The sequence below is a fragment of the Falsiroseomonas bella genome (genome assembly GCF_003173615.1).
GTDB classification, from domain to species: domain Bacteria; phylum Pseudomonadota; class Alphaproteobacteria; order Acetobacterales; family Acetobacteraceae; genus Falsiroseomonas; species Falsiroseomonas bella.
In genome coordinates this window covers 317,274-337,282 of record NZ_QGNA01000003.1, presented here as the reverse complement: position 1 = coordinate 337,282, position 20,009 = coordinate 317,274, and the positions used below count along the sequence as shown (strand labels likewise).

Annotated in this window: 21 protein-coding genes; 11 read left to right on the top strand and 10 right to left on the bottom strand. The window is 71.5% G+C overall.

Annotated features, from left to right (window positions below):
* Positions 1 to 4 precede the first annotated feature (4 nt).
* Genes DFH01_RS14175 through phnG form a run of 7 tightly spaced genes read right to left on the bottom strand, consistent with a single transcriptional unit; the run spans position 5 to position 5,628 of the window.
* Positions 5 to 1,147, bottom strand: coding sequence for an alpha-D-ribose 1-methylphosphonate 5-triphosphate diphosphatase (locus DFH01_RS14175; protein ID WP_109871114.1), 1,143 nt, complete (start codon positions 1,145 to 1,147; stop codon positions 5 to 7).
* The gene (gene phnL, locus DFH01_RS14170) at positions 1,144 to 1,842 is read right to left on the bottom strand and encodes a phosphonate C-P lyase system protein PhnL (protein WP_109871113.1); all 699 of its coding nucleotides are present in this window, start codon (positions 1,840 to 1,842) and stop codon (positions 1,144 to 1,146) included. The genes DFH01_RS14175 and phnL overlap by 4 nt, the downstream gene beginning before the upstream one ends.
* Positions 1,839 to 2,594, bottom strand: a complete 756-nt coding sequence (phnK, locus tag DFH01_RS14165; protein ID WP_109871112.1) for a phosphonate C-P lyase system protein PhnK — start codon at positions 2,592 to 2,594, stop codon at positions 1,839 to 1,841. Before phnK ends, phnL begins: the two co-directional genes overlap by 4 nt.
* Entirely contained in the window at positions 2,591 to 3,469 is an 879-nt protein-coding gene (locus DFH01_RS14160) for an alpha-D-ribose 1-methylphosphonate 5-phosphate C-P-lyase PhnJ (protein WP_269846257.1), read from the bottom strand. Before DFH01_RS14160 ends, phnK begins: the two co-directional genes overlap by 4 nt.
* Positions 3,470 to 3,513: 44 nt before the next feature.
* A complete protein-coding gene (locus DFH01_RS14155) occupies positions 3,514 to 4,590 on the bottom strand; it encodes a carbon-phosphorus lyase complex subunit (RefSeq protein WP_109871110.1) in 1,077 nt (358 codons plus the stop codon).
* A 4-nt stretch (positions 4,591 to 4,594) separates the two neighbouring features.
* A complete protein-coding gene (phnH, locus tag DFH01_RS14150) occupies positions 4,595 to 5,158 on the bottom strand; it encodes a phosphonate C-P lyase system protein PhnH (RefSeq protein WP_109871109.1) in 564 nt (187 codons plus the stop codon).
* Positions 5,158 to 5,628, bottom strand: coding sequence for a phosphonate C-P lyase system protein PhnG (gene phnG, locus DFH01_RS14145; RefSeq protein ID WP_269846268.1), 471 nt, complete (start codon positions 5,626 to 5,628; stop codon positions 5,158 to 5,160). Before phnG ends, phnH begins: the two co-directional genes overlap by 1 nt.
* 95 nt (positions 5,629 to 5,723) lie before the next feature.
* Here phnG and phnF point away from each other — a divergent pair, with 95 nt between their 5' ends.
* The 7 genes from phnF to DFH01_RS14110 all read left to right on the top strand — a co-directional run bounded on the left by phnF (position 5,724) and on the right by DFH01_RS14110 (position 12,928).
* Positions 5,724 to 6,479 carry a phosphonate metabolism transcriptional regulator PhnF gene (phnF, locus tag DFH01_RS14140; RefSeq protein ID WP_109871107.1) on the top strand — a complete coding sequence of 252 codons (756 nt, stop codon included), beginning with the start codon at positions 5,724 to 5,726 and terminating at the stop codon, positions 6,477 to 6,479.
* Between the two features lie 6 nt (positions 6,480 to 6,485).
* Positions 6,486 to 7,625, top strand: a complete 1,140-nt coding sequence (locus DFH01_RS14135; RefSeq protein WP_109871106.1) for an alpha-D-ribose 1-methylphosphonate 5-triphosphate diphosphatase — start codon at positions 6,486 to 6,488, stop codon at positions 7,623 to 7,625.
* An 83-nt stretch (positions 7,626 to 7,708) separates the two neighbouring features.
* A complete protein-coding gene (locus DFH01_RS14130) occupies positions 7,709 to 8,299 on the top strand; it encodes a TetR/AcrR family transcriptional regulator (RefSeq protein WP_109871105.1) in 591 nt (196 codons plus the stop codon).
* A 24-nt stretch (positions 8,300 to 8,323) separates the two neighbouring features.
* Complete coding sequence (locus tag DFH01_RS14125; protein WP_109871104.1) at positions 8,324 to 9,013, top strand: glutathione S-transferase family protein; 690 nt, start codon at positions 8,324 to 8,326, stop codon at positions 9,011 to 9,013.
* Between the two features lie 61 nt (positions 9,014 to 9,074).
* Positions 9,075 to 10,082 (top strand): Bug family tripartite tricarboxylate transporter substrate binding protein, encoded by a 1,008-nt coding sequence (locus tag DFH01_RS14120; RefSeq protein WP_109871103.1) that lies wholly within the window; start codon positions 9,075 to 9,077, stop codon positions 10,080 to 10,082.
* Between the two features lie 132 nt (positions 10,083 to 10,214).
* Positions 10,215 to 10,679 (top strand): (2Fe-2S)-binding protein, encoded by a 465-nt coding sequence (locus tag DFH01_RS14115; RefSeq protein WP_109871102.1) that lies wholly within the window; start codon positions 10,215 to 10,217, stop codon positions 10,677 to 10,679.
* Positions 10,680 to 10,693: 14 nt separating this feature from the next.
* Positions 10,694 to 12,928 carry a xanthine dehydrogenase family protein molybdopterin-binding subunit gene (locus DFH01_RS14110; protein WP_233256111.1) on the top strand — a complete coding sequence of 745 codons (2,235 nt, stop codon included), beginning with the start codon at positions 10,694 to 10,696 and terminating at the stop codon, positions 12,926 to 12,928.
* Positions 12,929 to 12,940: 12 nt separating this feature from the next.
* Here DFH01_RS14110 and DFH01_RS14105 read toward each other — a convergent pair whose 3' ends face one another.
* From DFH01_RS14105 to tcuA, 3 genes are all read right to left on the bottom strand, one after another.
* Positions 12,941 to 13,351: a PaaI family thioesterase gene (locus DFH01_RS14105; protein WP_158287761.1), complete on the bottom strand. Its 411-nt coding sequence runs from the start codon at positions 13,349 to 13,351 to the stop codon at positions 12,941 to 12,943.
* 118 nt (positions 13,352 to 13,469) lie between these two features.
* Entirely contained in the window at positions 13,470 to 14,606 is a 1,137-nt protein-coding gene (tcuB, locus tag DFH01_RS14100) for a tricarballylate utilization 4Fe-4S protein TcuB (RefSeq protein WP_199231237.1), read from the bottom strand.
* On the bottom strand, positions 14,593 to 15,990 hold the full coding sequence (gene tcuA, locus DFH01_RS14095) for an FAD-dependent tricarballylate dehydrogenase TcuA (RefSeq protein WP_109871098.1): 1,398 nt from the start codon (positions 15,988 to 15,990) through the stop codon (positions 14,593 to 14,595). The genes tcuB and tcuA overlap by 14 nt, the downstream gene beginning before the upstream one ends.
* A gap of 59 nt (positions 15,991 to 16,049) precedes the next feature.
* Here tcuA and DFH01_RS14090 point away from each other — a divergent pair, with 59 nt between their 5' ends.
* Genes DFH01_RS14090 through DFH01_RS14075 form a run of 4 tightly spaced genes read left to right on the top strand, consistent with a single transcriptional unit; the run spans position 16,050 to position 19,995 of the window.
* Positions 16,050 to 16,766 carry a GntR family transcriptional regulator gene (locus tag DFH01_RS14090; RefSeq protein ID WP_109871097.1) on the top strand — a complete coding sequence of 239 codons (717 nt, stop codon included), beginning with the start codon at positions 16,050 to 16,052 and terminating at the stop codon, positions 16,764 to 16,766.
* Between the two features lie 5 nt (positions 16,767 to 16,771).
* Positions 16,772 to 17,686 carry an alpha/beta fold hydrolase gene (locus tag DFH01_RS14085; RefSeq protein WP_109871096.1) on the top strand — a complete coding sequence of 305 codons (915 nt, stop codon included), beginning with the start codon at positions 16,772 to 16,774 and terminating at the stop codon, positions 17,684 to 17,686.
* Positions 17,687 to 17,746: 60 nt separating this feature from the next.
* Positions 17,747 to 18,859: a Bug family tripartite tricarboxylate transporter substrate binding protein gene (locus DFH01_RS14080; protein ID WP_109871095.1), complete on the top strand. Its 1,113-nt coding sequence runs from the start codon at positions 17,747 to 17,749 to the stop codon at positions 18,857 to 18,859.
* 53 nt (positions 18,860 to 18,912) lie between these two features.
* The gene (locus DFH01_RS14075; protein ID WP_109871094.1) at positions 18,913 to 19,995 is read left to right on the top strand and encodes a Bug family tripartite tricarboxylate transporter substrate binding protein; all 1,083 of its coding nucleotides are present in this window, start codon (positions 18,913 to 18,915) and stop codon (positions 19,993 to 19,995) included.
* Positions 19,996 to 20,009: the final 14 nt, after the last annotated feature.

Here is a 20,009-nt window from a genome sequence, read left to right as displayed (position 1 = left end):
CGCATCAGGCAACGCGCTCCCCGGCGCGCCAGACCTTGCGCACGATGGCGTGGCCCTCATGCGGGCGCACCTGCACGAGGTCGGCGCGCAGCTCCTTCTCGATCCGGCCGCGATCCTGCAGGCCGACCATGCGCGCCGCACGGTCGGTGATCATGCCCACGGCCTGCGGCAGCGTGATCGTGCCGCTGCCGGCGCTGAGCCAGGCGGCCTCGATCATCGCCGGGGGCACGTAGTCGCTCGCCAGCACATCCACCGCGCCCGCCCGCACCAGGTCGGCGGCGGCGACGTTGCCGGAATGGCTGCCGCCGCGGACGATGTTCGGCGCCCCGGCGATGACCTCGACGCCGAGCTTCTTCGCCTCGCGCGCTGCTTCCATCACCACGGGGAACTCGCTGATCATCACGCCGTCCGCGGCGTTCTGCCGCACGCCTTCCGGCGTGTCGTCGTCATGGCTCGCCAGCGGCAGTTTGCGATGCGCGACGCGATCCAGCAGCCAGCGCCGCTGCTTCTCGCGCAGGCGGCCGCGCTGCTCCAGCAACTCGCCGATCCGCTTGTCCACCTGTTCCGGCGTCTGCCGGTTCTGGCGAACGCGCATCTCGCGATAGCGGTCGATATCGCGGTACTGCCCGACGCCCGGCGAATGGTCCATGAGGCTGACCATGCGCACAAGCGGATGGTCAGCCACCATCTCCACCAGAGCCGGCATGTCGACCGCCGGCAATTCGCAGCGCAGATGCAGGAAATGCTCGCTCTTCAGGAGCCCGGTCGGGGCCAGGGCGTCCAGGTCGGCCACGCCGTCGCGAAAGGTCTGGGTGCGGCCCACATCGAAGCCGAGATCGCCGAGGCAGAGCGCATCCAGCACCGTCGTCACGCCGGCGGCGATGGTCTGTGTGTCATGCGCGAGCATGGCGGATCGCGAGGGCCAGCGCGCCGTCGCGCGCGGCTGCACCTGGCGTTCCAGGTTGTCCGTATGGACGTCCACGATGCCCGGGATCAGGTGGTCGCCGTCGAGGTCCTGCGCGCCGGGCAGGTGGCTGCGGCCGGGCTGGACCTCGGCGATGCGTGCGCCGCGGATCACCACCGTGCCGGCGATCACCTCCTCGGGCAGCACCAGCAGGGCGTTGGTCAGGACGGTTTCCGGGGTCATGCGGCCTCGTGCAGGGGGGCGACGTCGAACAGGCGGTCCGCGACGCGGTCGCGCACCTCGGCATCGTGGAAGATGCCGACGATGGCGGCGCCGCGCGCCTTGGCTTCGGCGATCAGCCCGATCACGACCTCGCGGTTGGCGGCGTCGAGGCTGGCGGTCGGCTCGTCGAGCAGGAGCACGGGATAGCCAGGGGCGAAGCCGCGGGCAAGGTTCACGCGCTGCTGCTCGCCGCCCGAGAAGGTGGCCGGCGGCAGGTGGTGCAGCCGGGCGGGCAGGTTGAGGCGCGTGAGCAGCGCCTCGGCGCGGGCCAGCGCCGCGTCCCGCGCGACGCCGCGCGCCATCAGCGGCTCCGCCACGATCTCGATGGCGGGAACGCGCGGGATGACGCGCAGGAACTGCGAGACATAGCCAAGCGTGTCCCGCCGCACCTCCCGCACCAGCCGCGCATCGGCCGTGGCGAGGTCCACCGAGGCATCGTGGTGGCGGATCAGGATGCGCCCGCTGCCGGCGCCGTAATTGCCGTAGAGGCAGCGCATGAGGGTGGACTTGCCGGCGCCCGAAGGGCCCGACAGCGCCACGCATTCGCCCGGCGCGACGGTGAGTTCGAGCGCCTGCAGCACTGGCAGCGTGACGCCGCCCTGCAGGTGCAGCGTGAAGGACTTTCCCAGGTTCTCGGCACGCAGGGCGAAACTCATGCCGCGAGCACCGAGGTGACGAGCAACTGCGTATAGGGATGCTGCGGGTCGTCCAGCACGCGGTCGGTCAGGCCCTGTTCCACCACCTGCCCGTGCCGCATCACCAGGATGCGATGCGCGAGCAGCCGCGCAGCGGCGATGTCATGGGTGACGAGCAGCACCGAGAGCCCGAGCTCCGCGACCAGCGCGCGGATCAGGTCGAGAAGGCGCGCCTGGACCGAGACATCAAGCCCGCCGGTCGGCTCGTCCATGAACACCAGGCGCGGATGAGTCACCAGCGTGCGCGCGATCTGCAGCCGCTGCTGCATGCCGCCGGAGAAGGTGCGCGGCAGGGCGTCCAGGCGCTCGGGGTCAATTTCGACGCGGCGCAGCCAGTCGGCGGCGGCGGCGCGGATGTTGCCGTAGTGGCGCGCGCCGGTCGCCATCAGCCGCTCGCCGATATTGCCGCCGGCGGAGACGCCCATGCGCAGGCCGTCGCGCGGGTTCTGGTGGACGAAGCCCCATTGCGTGCGCATCAGGTGCCGCCGCGCGGCCTCGTTCATGCCGAGCACGTCCTGCCCGTCGAAGATCACGCTGCCGGCATCCGGCGCCGCCAGCCCCGACAGCACGCGCAGCAGCGTCGTCTTGCCGCTGCCGGATTCACCGACGATGGCCACGACCTCGCCCGGCCAGATGTCGAGGTCCACGCCGTCCAGCGCGGCAATGCGGCCGAAGCGCAGTTCCAGGCCGCGCGCGGAGAGCAGCGGGCTCATTCGGCGGCCGCTTTCGTCGCCTGGCGCTCCGTGCAGTAGTCGGTGTCGGAGCAGACGAAGATCTTGCCGCCGCGATCGTCTGTGATCACCTCGTCGAGGTAGCTCTCGCGCGAGCCGCACAGCGCGCAGGCATGCGGCGCGCGGATCGGGCGGAAGGGATGGTCCTCGAAATCGAGGCTCCGCACCGCGGTGTAGGGCGGCACGGCGTAGATGCGCTTCTCGCGCCCCGCACCGAACAGCTGCAGCGCCGGCATGCGGTCCATCTTCGGATTGTCGAAGGCGGGAATGGGCGAGGGCGACATCAGGTAGCGACCATCCACCATCACCGGGTAATTGTAGCTCGTCGCGATATGGCCGTGCCGCGCGATGTCCTCGTAGAGCTTCACATGCATCAGCCCGTAATCGGCGAGCGCGTGCATCCGCTTCGTCTCCGCCACGCGTGCCTCGAGCCGGAACAGCGGTTCCGGCATCGGCACCTGGTAGACGAGGATCTGGCCTTCCGTGAGTTGCCGCTCGGGGATGCGGTGGCGTGTCTGGATCACCGTCGCCTCCGCCGTCCGCTCCGTGGTCGCGACGCCGGCGACGCGGCGGAAGAAGGCGCGGATCGAGACGGCGTTGGTGGTGTCGTCCGCGCCCTGGTCGATCACCTTCAGCACGTCGGACGGCCCGAGGATGGAGGCCGTCACCTGGATGCCCCCGGTGCCCCAGCCATAGGGCAGCGGCATCTCCCGCGAGCCGAACGGCACCTGGTGGCCCGGGATCGCAACGCCCTTCAGGATCGCGCGCCGGATCATCCGCTTCGTGGATTCGTCGAGATAGGCGAAGTTGTAGCCGGTGTCGTGGGCGTAGGCGCCTTGCGCGCCCCCCTCACCCAACCCTCTGCCCCCTGAGGGGGGAGAGGGCTTTGCGGCGGCGCTTGTCATTCGGCCGCGGCCTTCATCGCGCTTTCGCGCATCGTGCGCACATTTTCGAGGTCGCTCTGGAAGTCCACGTAGTGCGGCAGCTTCAGGTGCTCCACGAAGCCGGTCGCCTCCACATTGTCGCAGTGGTACAGCACGAATTCCTGCTGCTGCGCCGGCGCATCCGCTTCCTCGCCCAGTTCGGCGGCGCGCAGCCCGCGATCCACCAGCGCCATCGCCATCGCCTTGCGCTCGCCATGGCCGAAGACCAGGCCGTAGCCGCGGGTGAATTGCGGCGGCTCTGTGCGGCTGCCCTTGAACTGGTTGACCATCTGGCATTCGGTCACGCCGATGTCGCCCAGCTCGATCTCGAAGCCGAGCTCCGGCGGCGTGAAGCAGACGGCGACATCGCCCACGCGGATCTCGCCGACGAAGGGATGCGCGTTGCCGTAGCCGCGCTGCGTGGAATAGCCGAGGCCCAGAAGAAAACCCTCATCGCCGCGCGCCAGCGCCTGCAGGCGCACGGCACGGTCGGCGGGGAAGCGCAGCGGCTCGCGCGTCAGGTCGCCGGGCTCGGCCTCGCTTGGCTGCTCGCGCTGCATCAGCCCCTCGCGCGCCAGCAACTCCGTCACGCGCGGCGTTGGTGCCGTGTCGGGTTCTGCCTGTGACGCAGCTTCCGGCGGCAGTCCTGCGGCAGTCAGGGAAAAATCCAGCAGCCGGTGCGTGTAGTCGAAGGTGGGGCCCAGCACCTGCCCGCCGGGCAGGTCCTTGTAGGTGGCGCTGATCCGCCGGCGGATCCGCATGGCGCCGGTGTCGAGCGGCGCCGTCGCGCCGAAGCGGGGCAGGGTGGTGCGATAGGCGCGCAGCAGGAAGGCTGCCTCGATCAGGTCGCCCTTCGCCTGCTTCACCGCCAGCGCGGCCAGCCCGCGGTCATGACAGCTTCCCTCCGCCATCACGCGGTCCACCGCGAGGCCGAGCTGTTCCTCGATCTGCGCGACGGAGAGCTCCGGCAGCGCCGCATCGCCGCGCCGCGTCTCGGCCAGCCAGGCATGCGCCGCGCCGATCGCCTGCTCGCCGCCCTTGGTCGCGACATACATCGCGCTACGACTCCTCGATGCGAAGGCTGCGCGGCAGCGCGGCGATGCGCGCCCCGGCGCAGAGGATGACGTCCACGCTGCACGGGAAGCGCGCATGGTTGCGTGCCCATTCGGCGACGAAGCCCGGCGGCGCCCCGGTGACGCGGAGGCGATGTTCGTCGCGGATGCCCGGCCCGCGCAGGCGCCAGCCGCCTGCCTCCTCCAGCGCCGCCACCTCCAGGATCAGGGTCGCGCCACGCTCCGGCTCCTCATCGGTGCCGGCCTCCAGCTCCATCAGCGTGGCGCCCGGATCCAGCACGAAGGCCGCGCCGTCGCAAACGAAGGGGCAGCCGCAATGGAAGCGCACCCACGCCTCCACCTCCGTCCCGGCAGCAAGGCGCAGCGGCGTCGCGGCGTCCACCAGCGTCAGCAGCACCGAGGCGGCGGCGGGCGAGAGGCCCGGCGGGAGTTCCGGCGGCGCCACCACCGCCTGCACGCGGCCGGGTCGGCTCATCGCCTCCAGCACCGCGCGGAAGCTCGCCTGCGCGTCGAGCACGGGATCGGCGAAGCCGGGATAGCGCGTGTCCATCAGCGCATCTGCGTCATGGTGAAGAAGTTCACGCGCGTGGCCGCGGCCTTGCGCGCCTCGGCCTCCCGCGTGCTGCGCTGCGCGGCGGCGAGCGGTGCGATCACCGCCTCCTCCACCGCCTCTCGCGCGGCCTCGTCCAGCATCAGCGCATCCACCAGCGCCGCCAGCTCCGCCTGGCGCGCATCGCGCCCGGCGACATAGGCATGCCCGACGCGTCCATCGGCCAGCCGCACCGTGCAGCGCGTGACCGTCATCTCGCCGAGGTTGAAGGGCGCCCCGTCGCCGCCCGCGCGGCCGCGCACCATCACGAGGCCCGTCTCCGGCCCGCGCAGCCGCGCATGCGCGGGAAGCGGAGCGAGCCGGGCGAGCCTGCCCTCGATCTCCGTCGCGCTGGCGCGGGCGAGCACGCCCATCCAATGGCGCCGTTGGCCGGTCTGATCATGCGCTGCGGCAGGGGAGGAGGGTGACATCGGCACGTCCAAATTCATCTAGACGACTAGTCATCCGTCCACTTATGGTCAAGGCGAATTTGCCAGCCGGAGAGGCACAAGAGGTTGAAGTTTCCATGACGCCCGACGCCGTCGCGCCGGATCAGTCGACCGGCCTCACGCGCCGCCAGGGCATCGCCCTCTGGCGCCAGATCCAGCACACGCTGGAAGCCGAGATCGCGGATGGCCGCCACAAGCCGGGCGCCCGCCTGCCGACGGAGGCGGAGCTCTCCGCGCGCTTCGCCGTCAACCGCCACACGGTGCGCCGCGCGATGGAGGAATTGCAGGGCCGGGGCCTGGTGCGGATCGAGCAGGGGCGCGGCAGCTTCGTGGCCGAGGACGTGGTGGACTACCGCCTCGGTCCGCGCACGCGCTTCTCGGAGAACATCCGCGCGCAGAACCGCGAGCCTGCCGGGCGCATCCTGCGTATCGCGGAGGTGCCGGCAGAGGCCGGGCTGGCGGAGGCGCTCGGCATCCGCCGCGGCCGCGCCGTGGTGCTGGTGGAGCGGCTGGCCCTGGCCGATGGACGGCCCGTGGTGATCGGCACGCATCACTTCCCCGCCGCGCGCTTCCCGCAACTGCCGGAACTGCTGGCGCAGAACCCCTCGATCACGGCGGCGCTCGCCGCCTGCGGCGTGCCCGACTACCGTCGCCGCGTCACGCGCATCACCGCGCGCCTGCCCACGCCGGAGGAAGCGGACCTGCTGCAGCAATCCCGCAGCCGGCCGGTGCTGGTGACGGAGGCGGTCAACACCGATCCTGCCGGCGCGGTGGTGGATGTCACACAGTCCCGCTACGCCGCCGGTCGCGTGCAGCTGGTGGTGGAGTCGTAGCGAGACATGGACTGGACGATCGCCGGAGGCCGCGTGCTGCGGGGCGAGGAACTGTCCGCGGGTGAGGTCGCGCTGCGCGACGGACGCATCGCGGCCGCGCCGGCGCATCCCGCGCGCCGCTTCGACGCCACCGGCCTGCTGGTGCTGCCGGGCATCGTGGACATCCATGGCGACGCGCATGAGCGGCAGATGCAGCCGCGCCCCGGCGTGGATTTTCCGCCTGAGGTCGCGCTGCGCGACAGCGCCGCGCAATTGCTCGCCGCGGGCATCACCACGGCCTTCCTGGGCGTCACCCTCTCCTGGGAGCCGGGGCTGCGCGGGATCGAGGCCTGGCGCGCGACGCTGGCCGCCGTTGAAGCGGTGCGACCGGCCGCGGGCGTGGACCTCCGCGTCCATTGCCGCTTCGAGGCGGACAATCTCGACGCGCTCGAGGAGCTTCTTGCGGACATCGCTGCCGGGCGCGTGCAGCTGCTCGCCTACAACGACCATACGCCCGGCATCATCCGCAAGCGCGAGGACGCCGACGCGATGGCGAAGTATGCCGGCCGCGCCGGGGTCAAGCTGGCGGACTACATCGCGCTGGCCGAGCGCGCCTGGTCGCGGCGGCCGGAGGTGCCGGCGGCGCAGGCGCGCCTGGCCGAGGCCGCGCGCGTGGCCGGCATCCCGATGCTGAGCCATGACGACGCGACGCCCGATGCTCGCGCCGCATTCCGCGCGCTGGGTGCCGCGATCTGCGAGTTCCCGATGGCGGAAGCGGTCGCGCAGGCGGCGCGGGAGGCGGGCGAGCATGTGGTGATGGGCGCGCCCAATGTGGTGCGCGGCGGCAGCCATCTGGGGTGGTCAGCCGCGGCGCCGCTCGCCGAGCGCGGCCTCGTGACGGTGCTCGCCTCGGATTATGTTTGGCCGGCGCTGCTGCAGGCCGCCTTCGTGATGGAGGCGCGTGGCGTGCTGGACCTGGCGCGCGCCTGGGCCCTCGTCTCCGCCAACCCGGCCGCGGCGGCGGGGCTCGAGGATCGGGGGCGGATCGCGCCGGGGCTGCGCGGCGACGTCGTCGTGGTGGATCCCCGACGTCGTGCGCCGCTGGCGACCTTCGTGGCCGGCCGCCTCGCCTGGATCGCGCCGGAGGGCGCCGCGCGGCTTCACTGACTCCGGACCGCGCATTGCGTGCCATCGGTGCCGGTCGTATTTTCTATAGCAGCCGCTACAGATCGCCGGATCCCGACGCCCGCATGGCCCGCCCGCGCGCCTTCGACGAGACCGCCGCTCTGGATGCGGCCACGGACTGCTTCTGGCGCAGCGGCTACGCCGCGACCTCGGTGCGCGATCTCGGCGCGGCGATGGGTCTTGGCGCGCCGAGCCTCTACAACGCCTTCGGCGACAAGCACGCGCTCTTCACCCGCTGCCTGGATCGCTATCTCGACGGCAACATGCGCGCGCGCATCCGCCGCCTGGAGTCCACCCTGCCGCCCCGTGCCGCCATCGAGCGCTTCCTGGAGGAGGTGGTGGCGCGTTCGCTGGCTGATCCGCGGGGCTGCCTGCTGGTGAACACGGCGCTGGAAGTCGCCCCGCACGATGCCGCGATCGCGGAGCTCGTCGCGGATCGCCTTTCCGAGCTGGAGGGCTTCTTCCACCGCTGCCTCTCCGTCGGGCAGCGCGACGGCACGATCGCCGCGAGGCGTCCGGCGCGCGACGTGGCGCGGCTGCTACTGACCACGATCATGGGCCTGCGCGTGCTGGCCCGCGCGCATCCCGAGCCGGCGTTGCTGAAGGGCGCCGCCCGCCAGGCGCTGAGCCTGCTCGACCCCGCCGCGCCCGACTGATCCCAGAACCGGAAGCCGAGGACCATGGCCCGCCAGCTCTACGAACTCTGCGGCACCGATGCCGAGCGCATCTTCAGCCCCTATTGCTGGCGCAGCCGCATGGCGCTGGCGCATAAGGGCCTCGACTTCGAGAGCGTGCCCTGGCGCTTCACCGAGACCGACCGGTTGGCCTTCGCGCAGCATGAGAAGGTGCCGGTGCTGGTGGATGGCGCGCGCGTGGTCGCGGATTCCTGGGCCATCGCGCAGTATCTCGACCAGGCCTATCCGGACCGGCCGAGCCTGCTGCACGGCCAGCCCGCCGGCTACCGCTTCCTCGCCGCCTGGAACGACAGCGTGCTGCTGGCGGGGATCGGCCGCATGATCGTCTCCGACATTCCCGCGCTGCTTGGCCCGAAGGAGCGCGCCTATTTCGTCGAGAGCCGCGAGAAGCGCTACGGCATGACGCTCGAGCAGGTGACCGCCGATCGCGAGGCGCGGCTGCCCGCCTTCCGCGCCGCGTTGCAGCCGATGCGGCTGATGCTGCGGGAGCAGCCCTTCTTCGGCGGCCAGGCGCCGGACTACGCGGATCACATCGTCTTCGGCAGCTTCATGTGGGCGCGCAGCTGCAGCCCGCTGCGCCTGCTGGAGCTGGACGACGTGGTGCATGCCTGGCGCGAGCGGCTGCTCGACCTGCACGGCGGCATGGCGCGCCGCGCCCCCTGCTTCGGCGCCTGAGCCGCAGCCGCGCCGGGCGCGCCCCGTTGTTGGGCGCGAAGGGGACCATTAGGCTTCCCGGATGACCCCGCCCGCACCCGGCAGCGCGGCGCTCACCCCGCTGTCACGTCGCACCCTGCTCGCCGCATCGGTCGCGGCAGTTGCGCTGCCCGCATCGGCGCAGGAGGCCTGGTCGCCCACGAGCCCGGTGCGCATCATCGTGCCCTCTCCCCCGGGGGAGGTCGCCGACCTTCTCATGCGCATGCTGGCCGAGCGCCTGCAGCCCGCCCTCGGCCAGCCGGTCGTGGTGGAGAACCGGCCCGGCGCCGGCGGCACCGTCGGCATGGAATACGCCGCGAACCAACCGGCCGACGGCACCGCCGCGGTGATGGGCGGCAAATGGCCCACCACCATCGCGCCCAGCCTCCACCCGCACCTCGGCTACGATCCGCTCAGGGACATGACGCCGATCGCGCTGATCGCCTCCGTCCCGCAGCTTTTCGTGGTCAACAAGGACTTCCCGGTCAACGCGATCGGAGAACTGGTGGCGCGGGCGCGGGCCAATCCGGGCGCGATCTTCTACGCCTCACCCGGCAACGGCACGACGCAGCACCTGAACATGGAGCTGTTCGCCAGCATGACGGGCGTGCAGCTGACGCATGTGCCTTATCGCGGTTCCGGCCCGGCTCTGGCGGACCTCATCGCGGGCCAGGTTTCGCTGATGTCGGACACGCTGGCGGCGCTCACGGGGCCCGTGCGGGGTGGCCAGCTGCGCGCGATCGCCGTCACCTCGGCCGAGCGCTCGCCCTTCTTCCCGGATGTACCGACGGTCGCCGAACAGCATGTGCCCGGCTACGCCTCCGTGGACTGGATCGGCCTGCTTGGCCCACGCGATCTGCCCGATCCGATCGCCGCGCGCTTCGAGCAGGAGGTCGCGAGGATCCTGCGGCAGGCGCAGATCCGCCAGCGCCTGGCAGAGGCGGCCTTCACGCCAAGCTTCCTGGATCGCCGCGCCTTCGCCGACTTCATCGCAAGCGAGACGACGACCTGGCGGGAGGTGGTGCAGAAGGCGGGCGTCAGGCTGGACTGACGCGCCTCGCGGCACCGCCTCCAACCCCTTCCTTTGCGCCGCGCCGCGCCCTAGCCTCGTTCCGCGAGCCCGGCGAACGGGCCGCGGGGCCGGCGCCATCGGGCGCGGCAGGCAAGGGGGAAGGAAACCGTCATGCTGCGTCTCAGCGTGAACGGGCGCACGACCGAGGTCGAGGTGGACCCGGCGACGCCGTTGATCTTCGTGCTCCGCAACGACCTGGAGCTCAACGGGCCCAAGCTCGGCTGCGGGCGCGCGCAATGCGGCGCCTGCACCGTGCTGGTGGACGGCCGCGCGGTGCGGTCCTGCCAGATGCGGGCGGGCGATGCGGTCGGCCATGTCGTCACCACGCTGGAAGGTCTCGGCACGCCCGAACGGCCGCACCCGCTGCAGGCGGCCTTCATCGCCGAGCAGGCGGCGCAATGCGGCTACTGCACCAACGGCATGATCATGCAGGCCGCGGCGCTGCTGCAGGAACGCCCCGCCAGCCTGGACGAGGCGACGGTGAAGGAGGTGCTGGACCACAACCTCTGCCGCTGTGGCACGCAGCCGCGCGTGGTCCGCGCCGTGCTGCGCGCGGCGAACGGGCGGGGGGCCTGACCATGGGCGCCGAGATGCCGTCCCGCCGCGCCTTCCTGGGCGCCTTCGCCGCCGGCACCGCCGGCCTCGCCATCGGCTTCCGCTGGCAGGAAGCAGCCGGACAGGCCGCGCCAGCGCCGGTCACGCCGATGCTGCGCAGCAACCCGCGCCTCGACAGTTGGGTGCGCATCACGCCCGATGGGCGCATCGTCGTGCTCACCGGGCGGGTCGAGCTGGGGCAGGGCGTGCTGACCGCCATGCGCCAGATCGCCGCCGAGGAGCTGGATGTCGCGCCCGAGCGGATCGAGCTGATCTCCGGCGACACGGCCCAGACCGCGAATGAGGGCGTCACGGCCGGCAGCCAGTCCATCCGCTTCGGCGGCGAGGCGCTCGGCGTCGCCTGCGCGGATGCGCGCGCCACGCTGCTCGGCGTCGCCGCGACGCAATGGAGCATGGAGCGCGCCGCGCTCGGCGTGCGCGACGGCGTGATCGAGGGGCTGGGCGGCCGGCGCATGACCTATGCCGAGGCCGCGTCCCACGTCTCGCTCGTGCGGCCGGTGGACACCACGGCGCGGCGCAAGCCGCCGATGGCGGCCACGCTGATCGGTACCTCCATGCCGCGCACGGACATCCCGGCGAAGGTGTTCGGCCGGCAGGTGTTCATCCACGACATGCGGCCCGAAGGGCTGCTGTTCGGCGCCGTGGCGCGGCCGCCGGGCTATGCGGCGAAGCTCGTCTCGCTCGACATGGACTGGGCGCGCGGCCTGCCGGGCGTGGTCGCCGTGGTGCGCGACGGATCCTTCCTGGGCGTCGTCGCGCGGCGCGAGGAGCAGGCGAACGACGCGGCACGGAAGATCGTGGCGGCCGCGCGCTGGCAGGACGGTGCGGCGCTGTTCGGCGGCAAGACCGCCTTCGATCACCTGCTGACCGCGCCGGCCGAGACGCGCACCATCCACACGACCGAGGCCGGTCCGGCCGGCGCGCGCAGCCACCGCGCCGAGTATCGCCGGGGCTTCCAGGCGCATGCCTCGATCGGCGCCTCCTGCGCGCTGGCGCGCTGGGACGATGGCCGCCTCACGGTCTGGTCGCACACCCAGGGACCGTTCCCGCTGCGCGGCGACCTGGCGCGCGGCCTACGCATGCAGCCGGACGCGATCCGCGTGATCCATGCGCAGGGCTCGGGCTGCTACGGGCACAACGGCGCGGACGACGTCGCGCTGGATGCCGCGCTGCTCGCGCGCGCGGTGCCGGGCAAGCCGGTGCGCGTCCACTGGACGCATGAGGAGGAGATGGTGTGGGAGCCCTGGGGCTCCGCCATGGTCGTGCGGCTGGAGGCCGGGCTCGGCGCCGATGGCGGCCTCGCCTCCTGGGCGCATGATGTCTGGTCCTTCCCGCACTCCACGCGGCCGGGCGGCTCCAGCGGCTGCAACCTGCGCTCCGCCTGGTATCTGGAGAACCCGGTGCCGCCGCCGCGCGCGACCGATGGCGCGCTGCCCAACGGCGCGGCGGCGCGCAACGCGGTGCCGATCTATGCCGTGCCCGGGCAGAAGGTGACGACGCATTTCCATGCGGAGATGCCGGTGCGGACCTCCGCGCTGCGCACCCTCGGCGGCTACTTCAACGTGGTCGCCGCCGAGATGTTCATGGACGAGTGCGCGGCGCTGGCGGGGCAGGACCCGGTCGCCTACCGGCTGCGCCACCTGCGCGACCCGCGGCTTGTGGCCGTGCTGCAGCGTGCCGTTGCGCTTTCCGGCTGGCAGCCGCGCCCCGTGACGCTCGGGCGCGGACGCGCGCAGGGGACGGAACTGGTCGGCACCGGCGTCGGCCTGTCGAAATACAAGAACTCCGACAGCCATGTCGCGGTGGTCGCGCGCGTCGCGGTGGATGTCGGCAGCGGCGCGGTGCGGGTGCAGCGGATGTGGGCCGCGACCGAGGCCGGGCGCGCGGTGAACCCGGACGGCATCGCCAACCAGATCGAGGGCGGGATGGTGCAGTCCGCGTCCTGGACGCTGATGGAGGAAGGCCGCTGGGATGGACGCCGCATGACCAGCGAGGACTACCACGCCTACCCGATCATCGGCTTCGGCCAGGTGCCGGCGATCGAGAGCGTGCTGATCGACCGTCCGGACCTGCCCGCGCTCGGCGTGGGGGAGGGCAGTCAGGGCCCGACGGGGGCCGCGATCGCCAATGCGATCCTGGACGCGACGGGCCGGCACGTGCCGGAGGTGCCCTTCACGCCGGAGCGCGTGCTGGCGGCGCTCCGGGCCTGACCGGGCGACGGCTCACCGCCGGCCGAGGATCTTCCAGATCCCGCTGGCGGTGAGCACGTCGGTGCCCTGCGAGGTCAGCGCGCCGCGCAGGAAGATCACCGACATGGTCCGTCGCACGACGATGCCGCGCGCCTCGATGAAGAAGCCGGGACGCGCCGGCGAGAGGTAGTGCAGGTCGAGCTGGATCGTCGCCACCGGCACGTCGCCGGCCGCCCTGCGCGCGACGCGGCCCATCGTGTGGTCGATATAGGTCGCGAGGATGCCACCATGCACCACGCCGAGGCCGTTGGCCTGCCCGGCGCCGGTCTCGAAGCCATAGGCGAAGCCCTCGCCCTCCTCGCGCTCCCAGTGCCGGGTCATCACCTGCGGCAAGGCCGGATCGTCGAAGGGCTTCCAGCCCATCGCCGCGGGATCGAACGGCATGGAAACATACCTCTGCGCGGATATACGGAAGGGCGACAGCATCATACGCGGCCGGCGGCCACGACCGATGCACGATTGCGCAGAGGTGCGCTGATTCGTCCAGACTGTGAGGGGATCGTTACGCGGCGCCGCCGCGCACCGGCCCGCGCCGCTCCCGCGCATGCCGCAGCAGCGCCAAGCCGCGATACACGCCATGCACCATCTTGCTGTACGGCATCGCCACGAAGAGGGCGAGCACCAGCCCGAAATGCAGCGCGAGCAGCATGCCCATCGCGCCGGTGTGGCGCAGCGCCAGCAGCAGCAGCCCGGTCGAGCCGACCAGGAACAGCAGCATCAGCATCGCATACTCGCCGCCCATAAGCTGCCGCGCGACCGGGACCGGATCGGTGATCACCTTCACCCAGATCAGCCCCGCCGTGCCGATGCAGAGCAGCACGCCGCCCCAGGTGCCGAGCTGCACCGGCAGGCTCCAGAAGGCGTGCGGCGAATGCCAGCCGAAGACGTGGTGATAGATCGCGCCCGTGCAGGTCGCGGCGAAGCACAGCAGGAAGCCGTAGAACATCGCCTGGTGCAGCCAGCGGCGATGCATCGCGAAGCTGTCGTCCAGGTCGTTGCAGCCATGCCCGCCGCCGCCGAGGTTGCGCAGCGTCAGGATGTCCACCGTCGCGTCCACCGCCGCCGCCCGCGGCACCGGTCCCGCGCCGCCCGCCGTGCCGCGCCAGTAGCGGATGCCGCCCATGGTCATGGCCAGGATCGCATAGCCGAAGGTCGCACCGGCCAGCAGGTTGATCAGCCAGAGCGGGATGATGCGGAAGAAGGCGCCCTGGCCGGTCTGCGCCGTGTAGAGCACCGCCGGGTCCTTCAGCGCGACGGTCGCCAGCAGCACCAGCGTCACGATCAGCGCCGCGGCGAGCGAGACGATGGTGCCATTGCGCTCGAACAGGCGGCCCATCGGCGCCGGCCAGGCATGCGCCGCGTAGCTCTCCTGCCGGATCTGCGCGAAGGTCGCGGGGATGTTGATCTCGAAGGGGTGTGGCGGCGCGTATTGGCAGGCGTGGTAGCAGCCCTTGCAGCCATGGCAGAGATTGGCGAGGTGCGTCAGGTCGCCCTCGCTGAAGCTGCGGCGCATTGCCATCGCCGGGAACACCGCGCAGTAGCTCTCGCAATAGCGGCAGGCGTTGCAGACCTGCATCTGCCGCCAGGCATCCTGCATCGCCTCGCTGGGCGCGGGAGGGGTCGCTTCAGTTGCGGACATGGCGCGCGGCCTCCTCGCCGGCGATGCGGCCGAACACCGTGCCGAGCGTCATCCCGAAGCCCGCCAGGTAACCCTGGCCGAGGATGTTGCCGGACATGATCTCGCCGGATGCGAACATGTTGCCCGAGGGCTTGCCGTCGGCCATCAGCACGCGCGCGCGGTCGTTCACCTTCAGGCCGAGGAAGGTGAAGGTGATGCCGGTGCGCAGCGGATGCAGGATGAAGGGCGGCTTCTCGATGCGCCGCGCCCAGTGGCTCTTGGGCGGCGTCAGCCCCTCGGTGCGGCAATCGTCGGGCACCATGGGGCGGAAGGTGCCGGGGCGCACGGCGGCGTTGTATTCCGCGACCACGCGCTCGAGCTTCGCGCCGTCGATGCCGGCCATCGCCGCGACCTCCGCGATGGTGTCCGCCTTGTAGGGCGGGAAGACGCTCGGGAGGTAGTCGAGCTCGGCCTGGCTGTCGGTGATGGCGAAGGCGCATTGCCCGGGCTGCTGCGCGATCAGGCGGCCCCAGATGGCGTAGCGCTTCGGCCAGACATCCTCGCCCTCGTCGTAGAAGCGCTCGACATTGCGGTTCACCGCGATGGCGAAGGGGATGCAGTCGAGCCGCATGGCCAGCCCGCCATCCTCCATCGGTGCGCGCGCGTCGTTGGCCACCGCGTGGAACTGCGTGGGGTCGCCCACCTCCTGCACGCCCTGGTCCAGCAGGTCGCGCAGCACGCGGCCCTGGGCATAGGGCGTGCCGCGGATCTGGAACTCGTCCGCCGCGCTGCCCCAGTATTGCCGCAGCCATTCGCGGTTCGCCTGGAAGCCGCCGGAGGCCGCGACCAGCGCCTTGAAGCGGATGCGCTCCGGGAAGCCCTTGTGGGAGACGATCGCCTCGGTCGCGTAGCCGTCCTGCACCGCGATGTGCTGCACCTCGGTGTCGTAGAGGATCTCGACGCCGAGCGTCGTCGCGGTGCGGTACAGCGCGTTGAGGAGCGCCTTGCCGCCGCCCAGGAAGAAGGCGTTGGTGCGCGAGAGGGAGAGCGTGCCCGAGAGCGAGGGCTGGAAGGTCACGCCGCAGGAAGCGAGGAAGGCCGGCGCGTGCTGGGAGGCGCGGATGCACATGCGCGCCAGATGCTCGTCGGTCTTGCCGCCGGTCACGCGCAGCAGGTCGTCCCAGTACTCCTCTTCCAGGTAGCTCTCGGTCTGCACGTCGGTCGGCGCCGGGTGCAGCGCGCGCAGGTTGCGCGTGTGGCGGGAATTGCCGCCGCGCATCGGCAGCGGCGCGTGCTCGGCCAGGATCACCGAGGCACCGGCCCGCCGCGCCTCGATGGCGGCGCAGAGCGCCGCATTGCCGCCGCCGGCGACCAGGACGTCATAGGTCCGGGTGAAGTCGGGCATTGTGTCCCCGCGAATTCCGCTGGCCTTGTATCCAGTTGTATCCCATGATGTCCAGAGCCATGGACCTGCCGCCCGCGCCGCCGCCCGTCCTGCCGCATGCCCCTCGGGACCTCGGCCAGGAAGCCTATGACCGGATCCGCGACGCGGTCCGCGAGGGGCTCCTCGCGCCCGGCCTCCGCCTGACGGAGACCGACCTCGCCGCGCGCGTTGGCGTCTCCCGCACGCCGGTGCGCCAGGCGATCGCGCGGCTGGAGGCCGAGGGTCTGCTCACCCGCGATCCACGCCGCGGCCTGACCGTGACGCGCCCCGACCACCAGCAGGTGGTCGAGCTCTATGTGATGCGGGAGATCCTGGAAGGTGCCGCCGCGCGGCTCGCGGCGCAGCACGCGACCGAGACCGAATTCGACGCCATGGCGGAACTGATCGAGGCGGAACCGGGTGCCTTCGCCGATGCCGCGGCGCTCTCGGAATTGAACCAGCGCATACACGGCATGCTCTATCTTGCCGCCCACAACCGCTACCTGCTGCGTAGCCTGGAGCAGATCTCCGCCACCATTGCGCTGCTGCCGACGCTGCTGACGCAGGGCGGACGCGCCGCCGAGGCGCATGCCGAGCATCGCGCGATCCTCGCCGCGCTTCGGCGTCGCGACGGCGATGCGGCGGAGGAGGCTGCCCGCGGCCATGCGCGCGCGGCGCAGCGGCACAGGCTGGCCTGGCTCGGCCGGGCGGTCGCCATGCCCGTGGCGGCCCCGGTCGCGCGACGGGAAGGACGGTGACGGGCATGGCCGATCGGCCGGACCACGGGCTGCTGCCGGGCTTCGCGGCGGCCGACATCGAGACCTCCGGCGGGGCGCGCATCCATCTGCGCCATGCGGGGCAGGGGCTGCCGCTTCTGCTGCTGCACGGCAATCCGCAGACCCATGTGTGCTGGCACCGCATCGCGCCGCGCCTGGCGGAGCATTTCCACGTGGTCGCGGCCGATCTGCGCGGCTATGGCGACAGCACCGGGCCCGACCCGTCCGTCACCGCCAACTACAGCTTCCGCGCCATGGCGCAGGACCAGGTGGAGGTGATGCGTGCGCTCGGCCATGAGCGCTTCTTCCTGGCCGGGCACGATCGCGGCGCCCGCGTGGGTCACAGGATGGCGCTGGACCACCCGGAGCGCGTGCTGCGCCTTGCGTTGCTCGACATATTGCCGACGCTGCATGTGTGGCGGAACGCCTCGGCCGAATGGGCCATGAAGTCCTGGCACTGGGTCTTCATGCCGCAGGAAGGCGACCTGCCCGAGACGATGCTCGAAAGCGTGCCGGCGCGCTGGTACATGGAGCGCAAGATCGGGAAGAAGGGCGTGGGCCTCTCGATCTTCGACCCGCGCGCCTTCGAGGAATACGTCCGCTGCTTCACGCGCAAGACGATCCGCGCCTCCTGCGCCGACTACCGGGCCGCGGCAACGGTGGACCGGGCGATGGACGAGGCGGATTTCGCGGCGGGCCGCAGGATCGCCTGCCCGACGCTGGTGCTGTTCGGCGGCGGCAGCCACACCGGCGAGGTCTTCGACGACGTCACGGCCGTCTGGCGCGACTACGCGACGGACCTGGTCGGCGATCGCCTGCCCTGCGGCCATTACGTCCCCGAACATGCGCCGGACGAGACGCTGGCCTGGTTTCTGCGCTTCTTCGGCGCCGGTCCCGCTTGACATGCCCTCCGGCGCCGCGCCATGCGACAGGATACGGAACTCGACACGGGAGGATCACAAATGGGTAGCGACTTCGAGGCCCGCGGGCCCGGGCGGCGCAGGCTGCTCCAGGGCGCCGCGGCGCTTGGCATGGCCACGCTGCTGCCGGCGGCGGCGGTGCGGGCGCAGACGAACTTCGCCGGCAAGACGATCGAATGGGTGATCCCCTTCGCCGAGGGCGGTGGCAGCGACGTCTGGGCCCGCTTCATGTCGCCCTACCTGGCGAAGTACCTGCCCGGCCGGCCGAGCGTGATCGTGCGCAACGTGCCTGGCGGCGGCTCGATCACCGGCACCAACGACTTCTACCAGCGTGCCCGGAACGACGGCTCCACCTTCATCGGCACCTCGGGCTCGACGCAGTTCCCCTTCCTGCTGGGCGACCGCCGCGTGCGCTACGACTACAGCAACATGCCGCCCGTCCTGGTCTCGCCGACTGGCGGCGTGGTCTATCTGCCGGCGCGCTTCAACGTCGCGAACGCCCGCGAGCTCGGCAAGATCAAGGACCAGGAGCTGGTCTATGGCAGCCAGGGCGCGACCTCGCTCGACCTGGTGCCGATGCTCGCCTTCCATCTGCTCGGGCTCAAGGTCCGCCACGTCTTCGGCATGCGCGGCCGCGGTGAGGGACGGCTGGCGCTGGAGCGCGGCGAGGCGACGATCGACTACCAGACCTCCTCCGCCTTCCTGACGCAGGTGCGTCCGATGATCCAGGCGGGCAACGCGGTGCCGCTCTTCTCCTGGGGCGTGCTGGACGCGCAGGGCAACGTGGCGCGCGACCCGACCTTCCCGGACCTCCCGCATTTCGTCGAAGCCTATGAGATGATGCACGGCAAGAAGCCCTCGGGCGTCGAGTACAACGCCTATCTCGCCTTCTTCGGCTCGGGCTTCGCGGCCCAGAAGCCGGCGATGCTGCCGCGCGGTACGTCGCCCGAGATCATCGCCACCTATCGCCGCGCCTTTGCCGAGGCGGTCGCCGATCCCGACCTGCAGGCGAAGAAGGAGGAGGTGCTCGGCGACTACGAGCAGGCGGTGGGCGACAACATCCAGCGCCTCTACGAGGTCGCGACCACGATCGACGCCGATGCGCGCGAGTGGGTCCGCAACTTCCTCACCACCAATCACAACGTGCGCTTCTGACGCGCCTGGCCGCCGGCGCAGGCCGGCGGCCGCATCTTCGGGGAGACAGCTTCATGATCCGCATCGGAAGGCGCGCCCTGCTGGGCGCCGCCGCTGGCGCCGCCATCCTGCCTGGCCGCGCCGGCGCGCAGGTGAGCTTCGCCGGCCGCACCATCGAATTCGTCATCCCCTTCGCCGAGGCCGGCGGCAGCGACGTGTGGGCGCGCTTCCTCGCGCCCTACATCGCCAAATACCTGCCGGGGCAGCCCACCATCATCATCCGCAACATCCCGGGCGGCGGCTCCATCACCGGCGGCAACGAATTCGCGCAGCGCGCGCGGCCGGACGGGATGAGCTTCTTCGGCTCCTCCGCCTCCACCCAGCTGCCCTTCCTGCTGGGCGACCGGCGGGTGCGCTACGACTATGCGAACTGGGTGCCGATGATCGTCTCGCCCACCGGCGGCGTCGTCTATGTCTCCTCGCGCACCGGCATCAGCCGCGGCGACCAGATCGCCCAGCTCAAGGACAAGGAGCTGGTCTTCCCGAGCCAGGGCGCGACGGGCCTCGATGTCGTTCCGATCCTGGCGCTGCACATGCTGGGCCTGAAGGTGCGCTACGTGTTCGGCATGCGCGGCCGCGGCGATGCGCGGCTGGCGGTGGAACGCGGCGACGCCTCGATCGACCACCAGACCACGCCCGCCTGGCTGACCCAGGTGGTGCCCATGGTGCAGGCGGGCACCGCGGTGCCGCTGTTCTCCTACGGCGTGCAGGACGAGAACGGGAAGATCGTGCGCGACCCCTCCTTCCCGGAGATCCCTACCTTCGAGGAGGTATATCGCTCCATGATGGGCCGGGAGCCTGCGGGCCCTGAATACGACGCCTATCTCGCCTGCTCCGTCTCCGCCTTCGCCGGCCAGAAGCCGGCGGTGCTGCCGAAGGAAACGCCGGCGCCGATCATCGCCGCCTACCGCAAGGCCTGCGAGGATGCGGTGAGGGACCCCGAGCTGATCGCCCGCCGCGGCGACATTCTGGGTGACTACCGGCAGGCCGTGGGCCCGGCCGCCGACCGGCTCTACGCCACCGCGACCAGCATCTCGCCCGAGGCGCGCGCCTGGGTGCGGCAGTTCCTGACAGCCAACCACAACGCCCGCTTCTGACGGGACACGCCGCG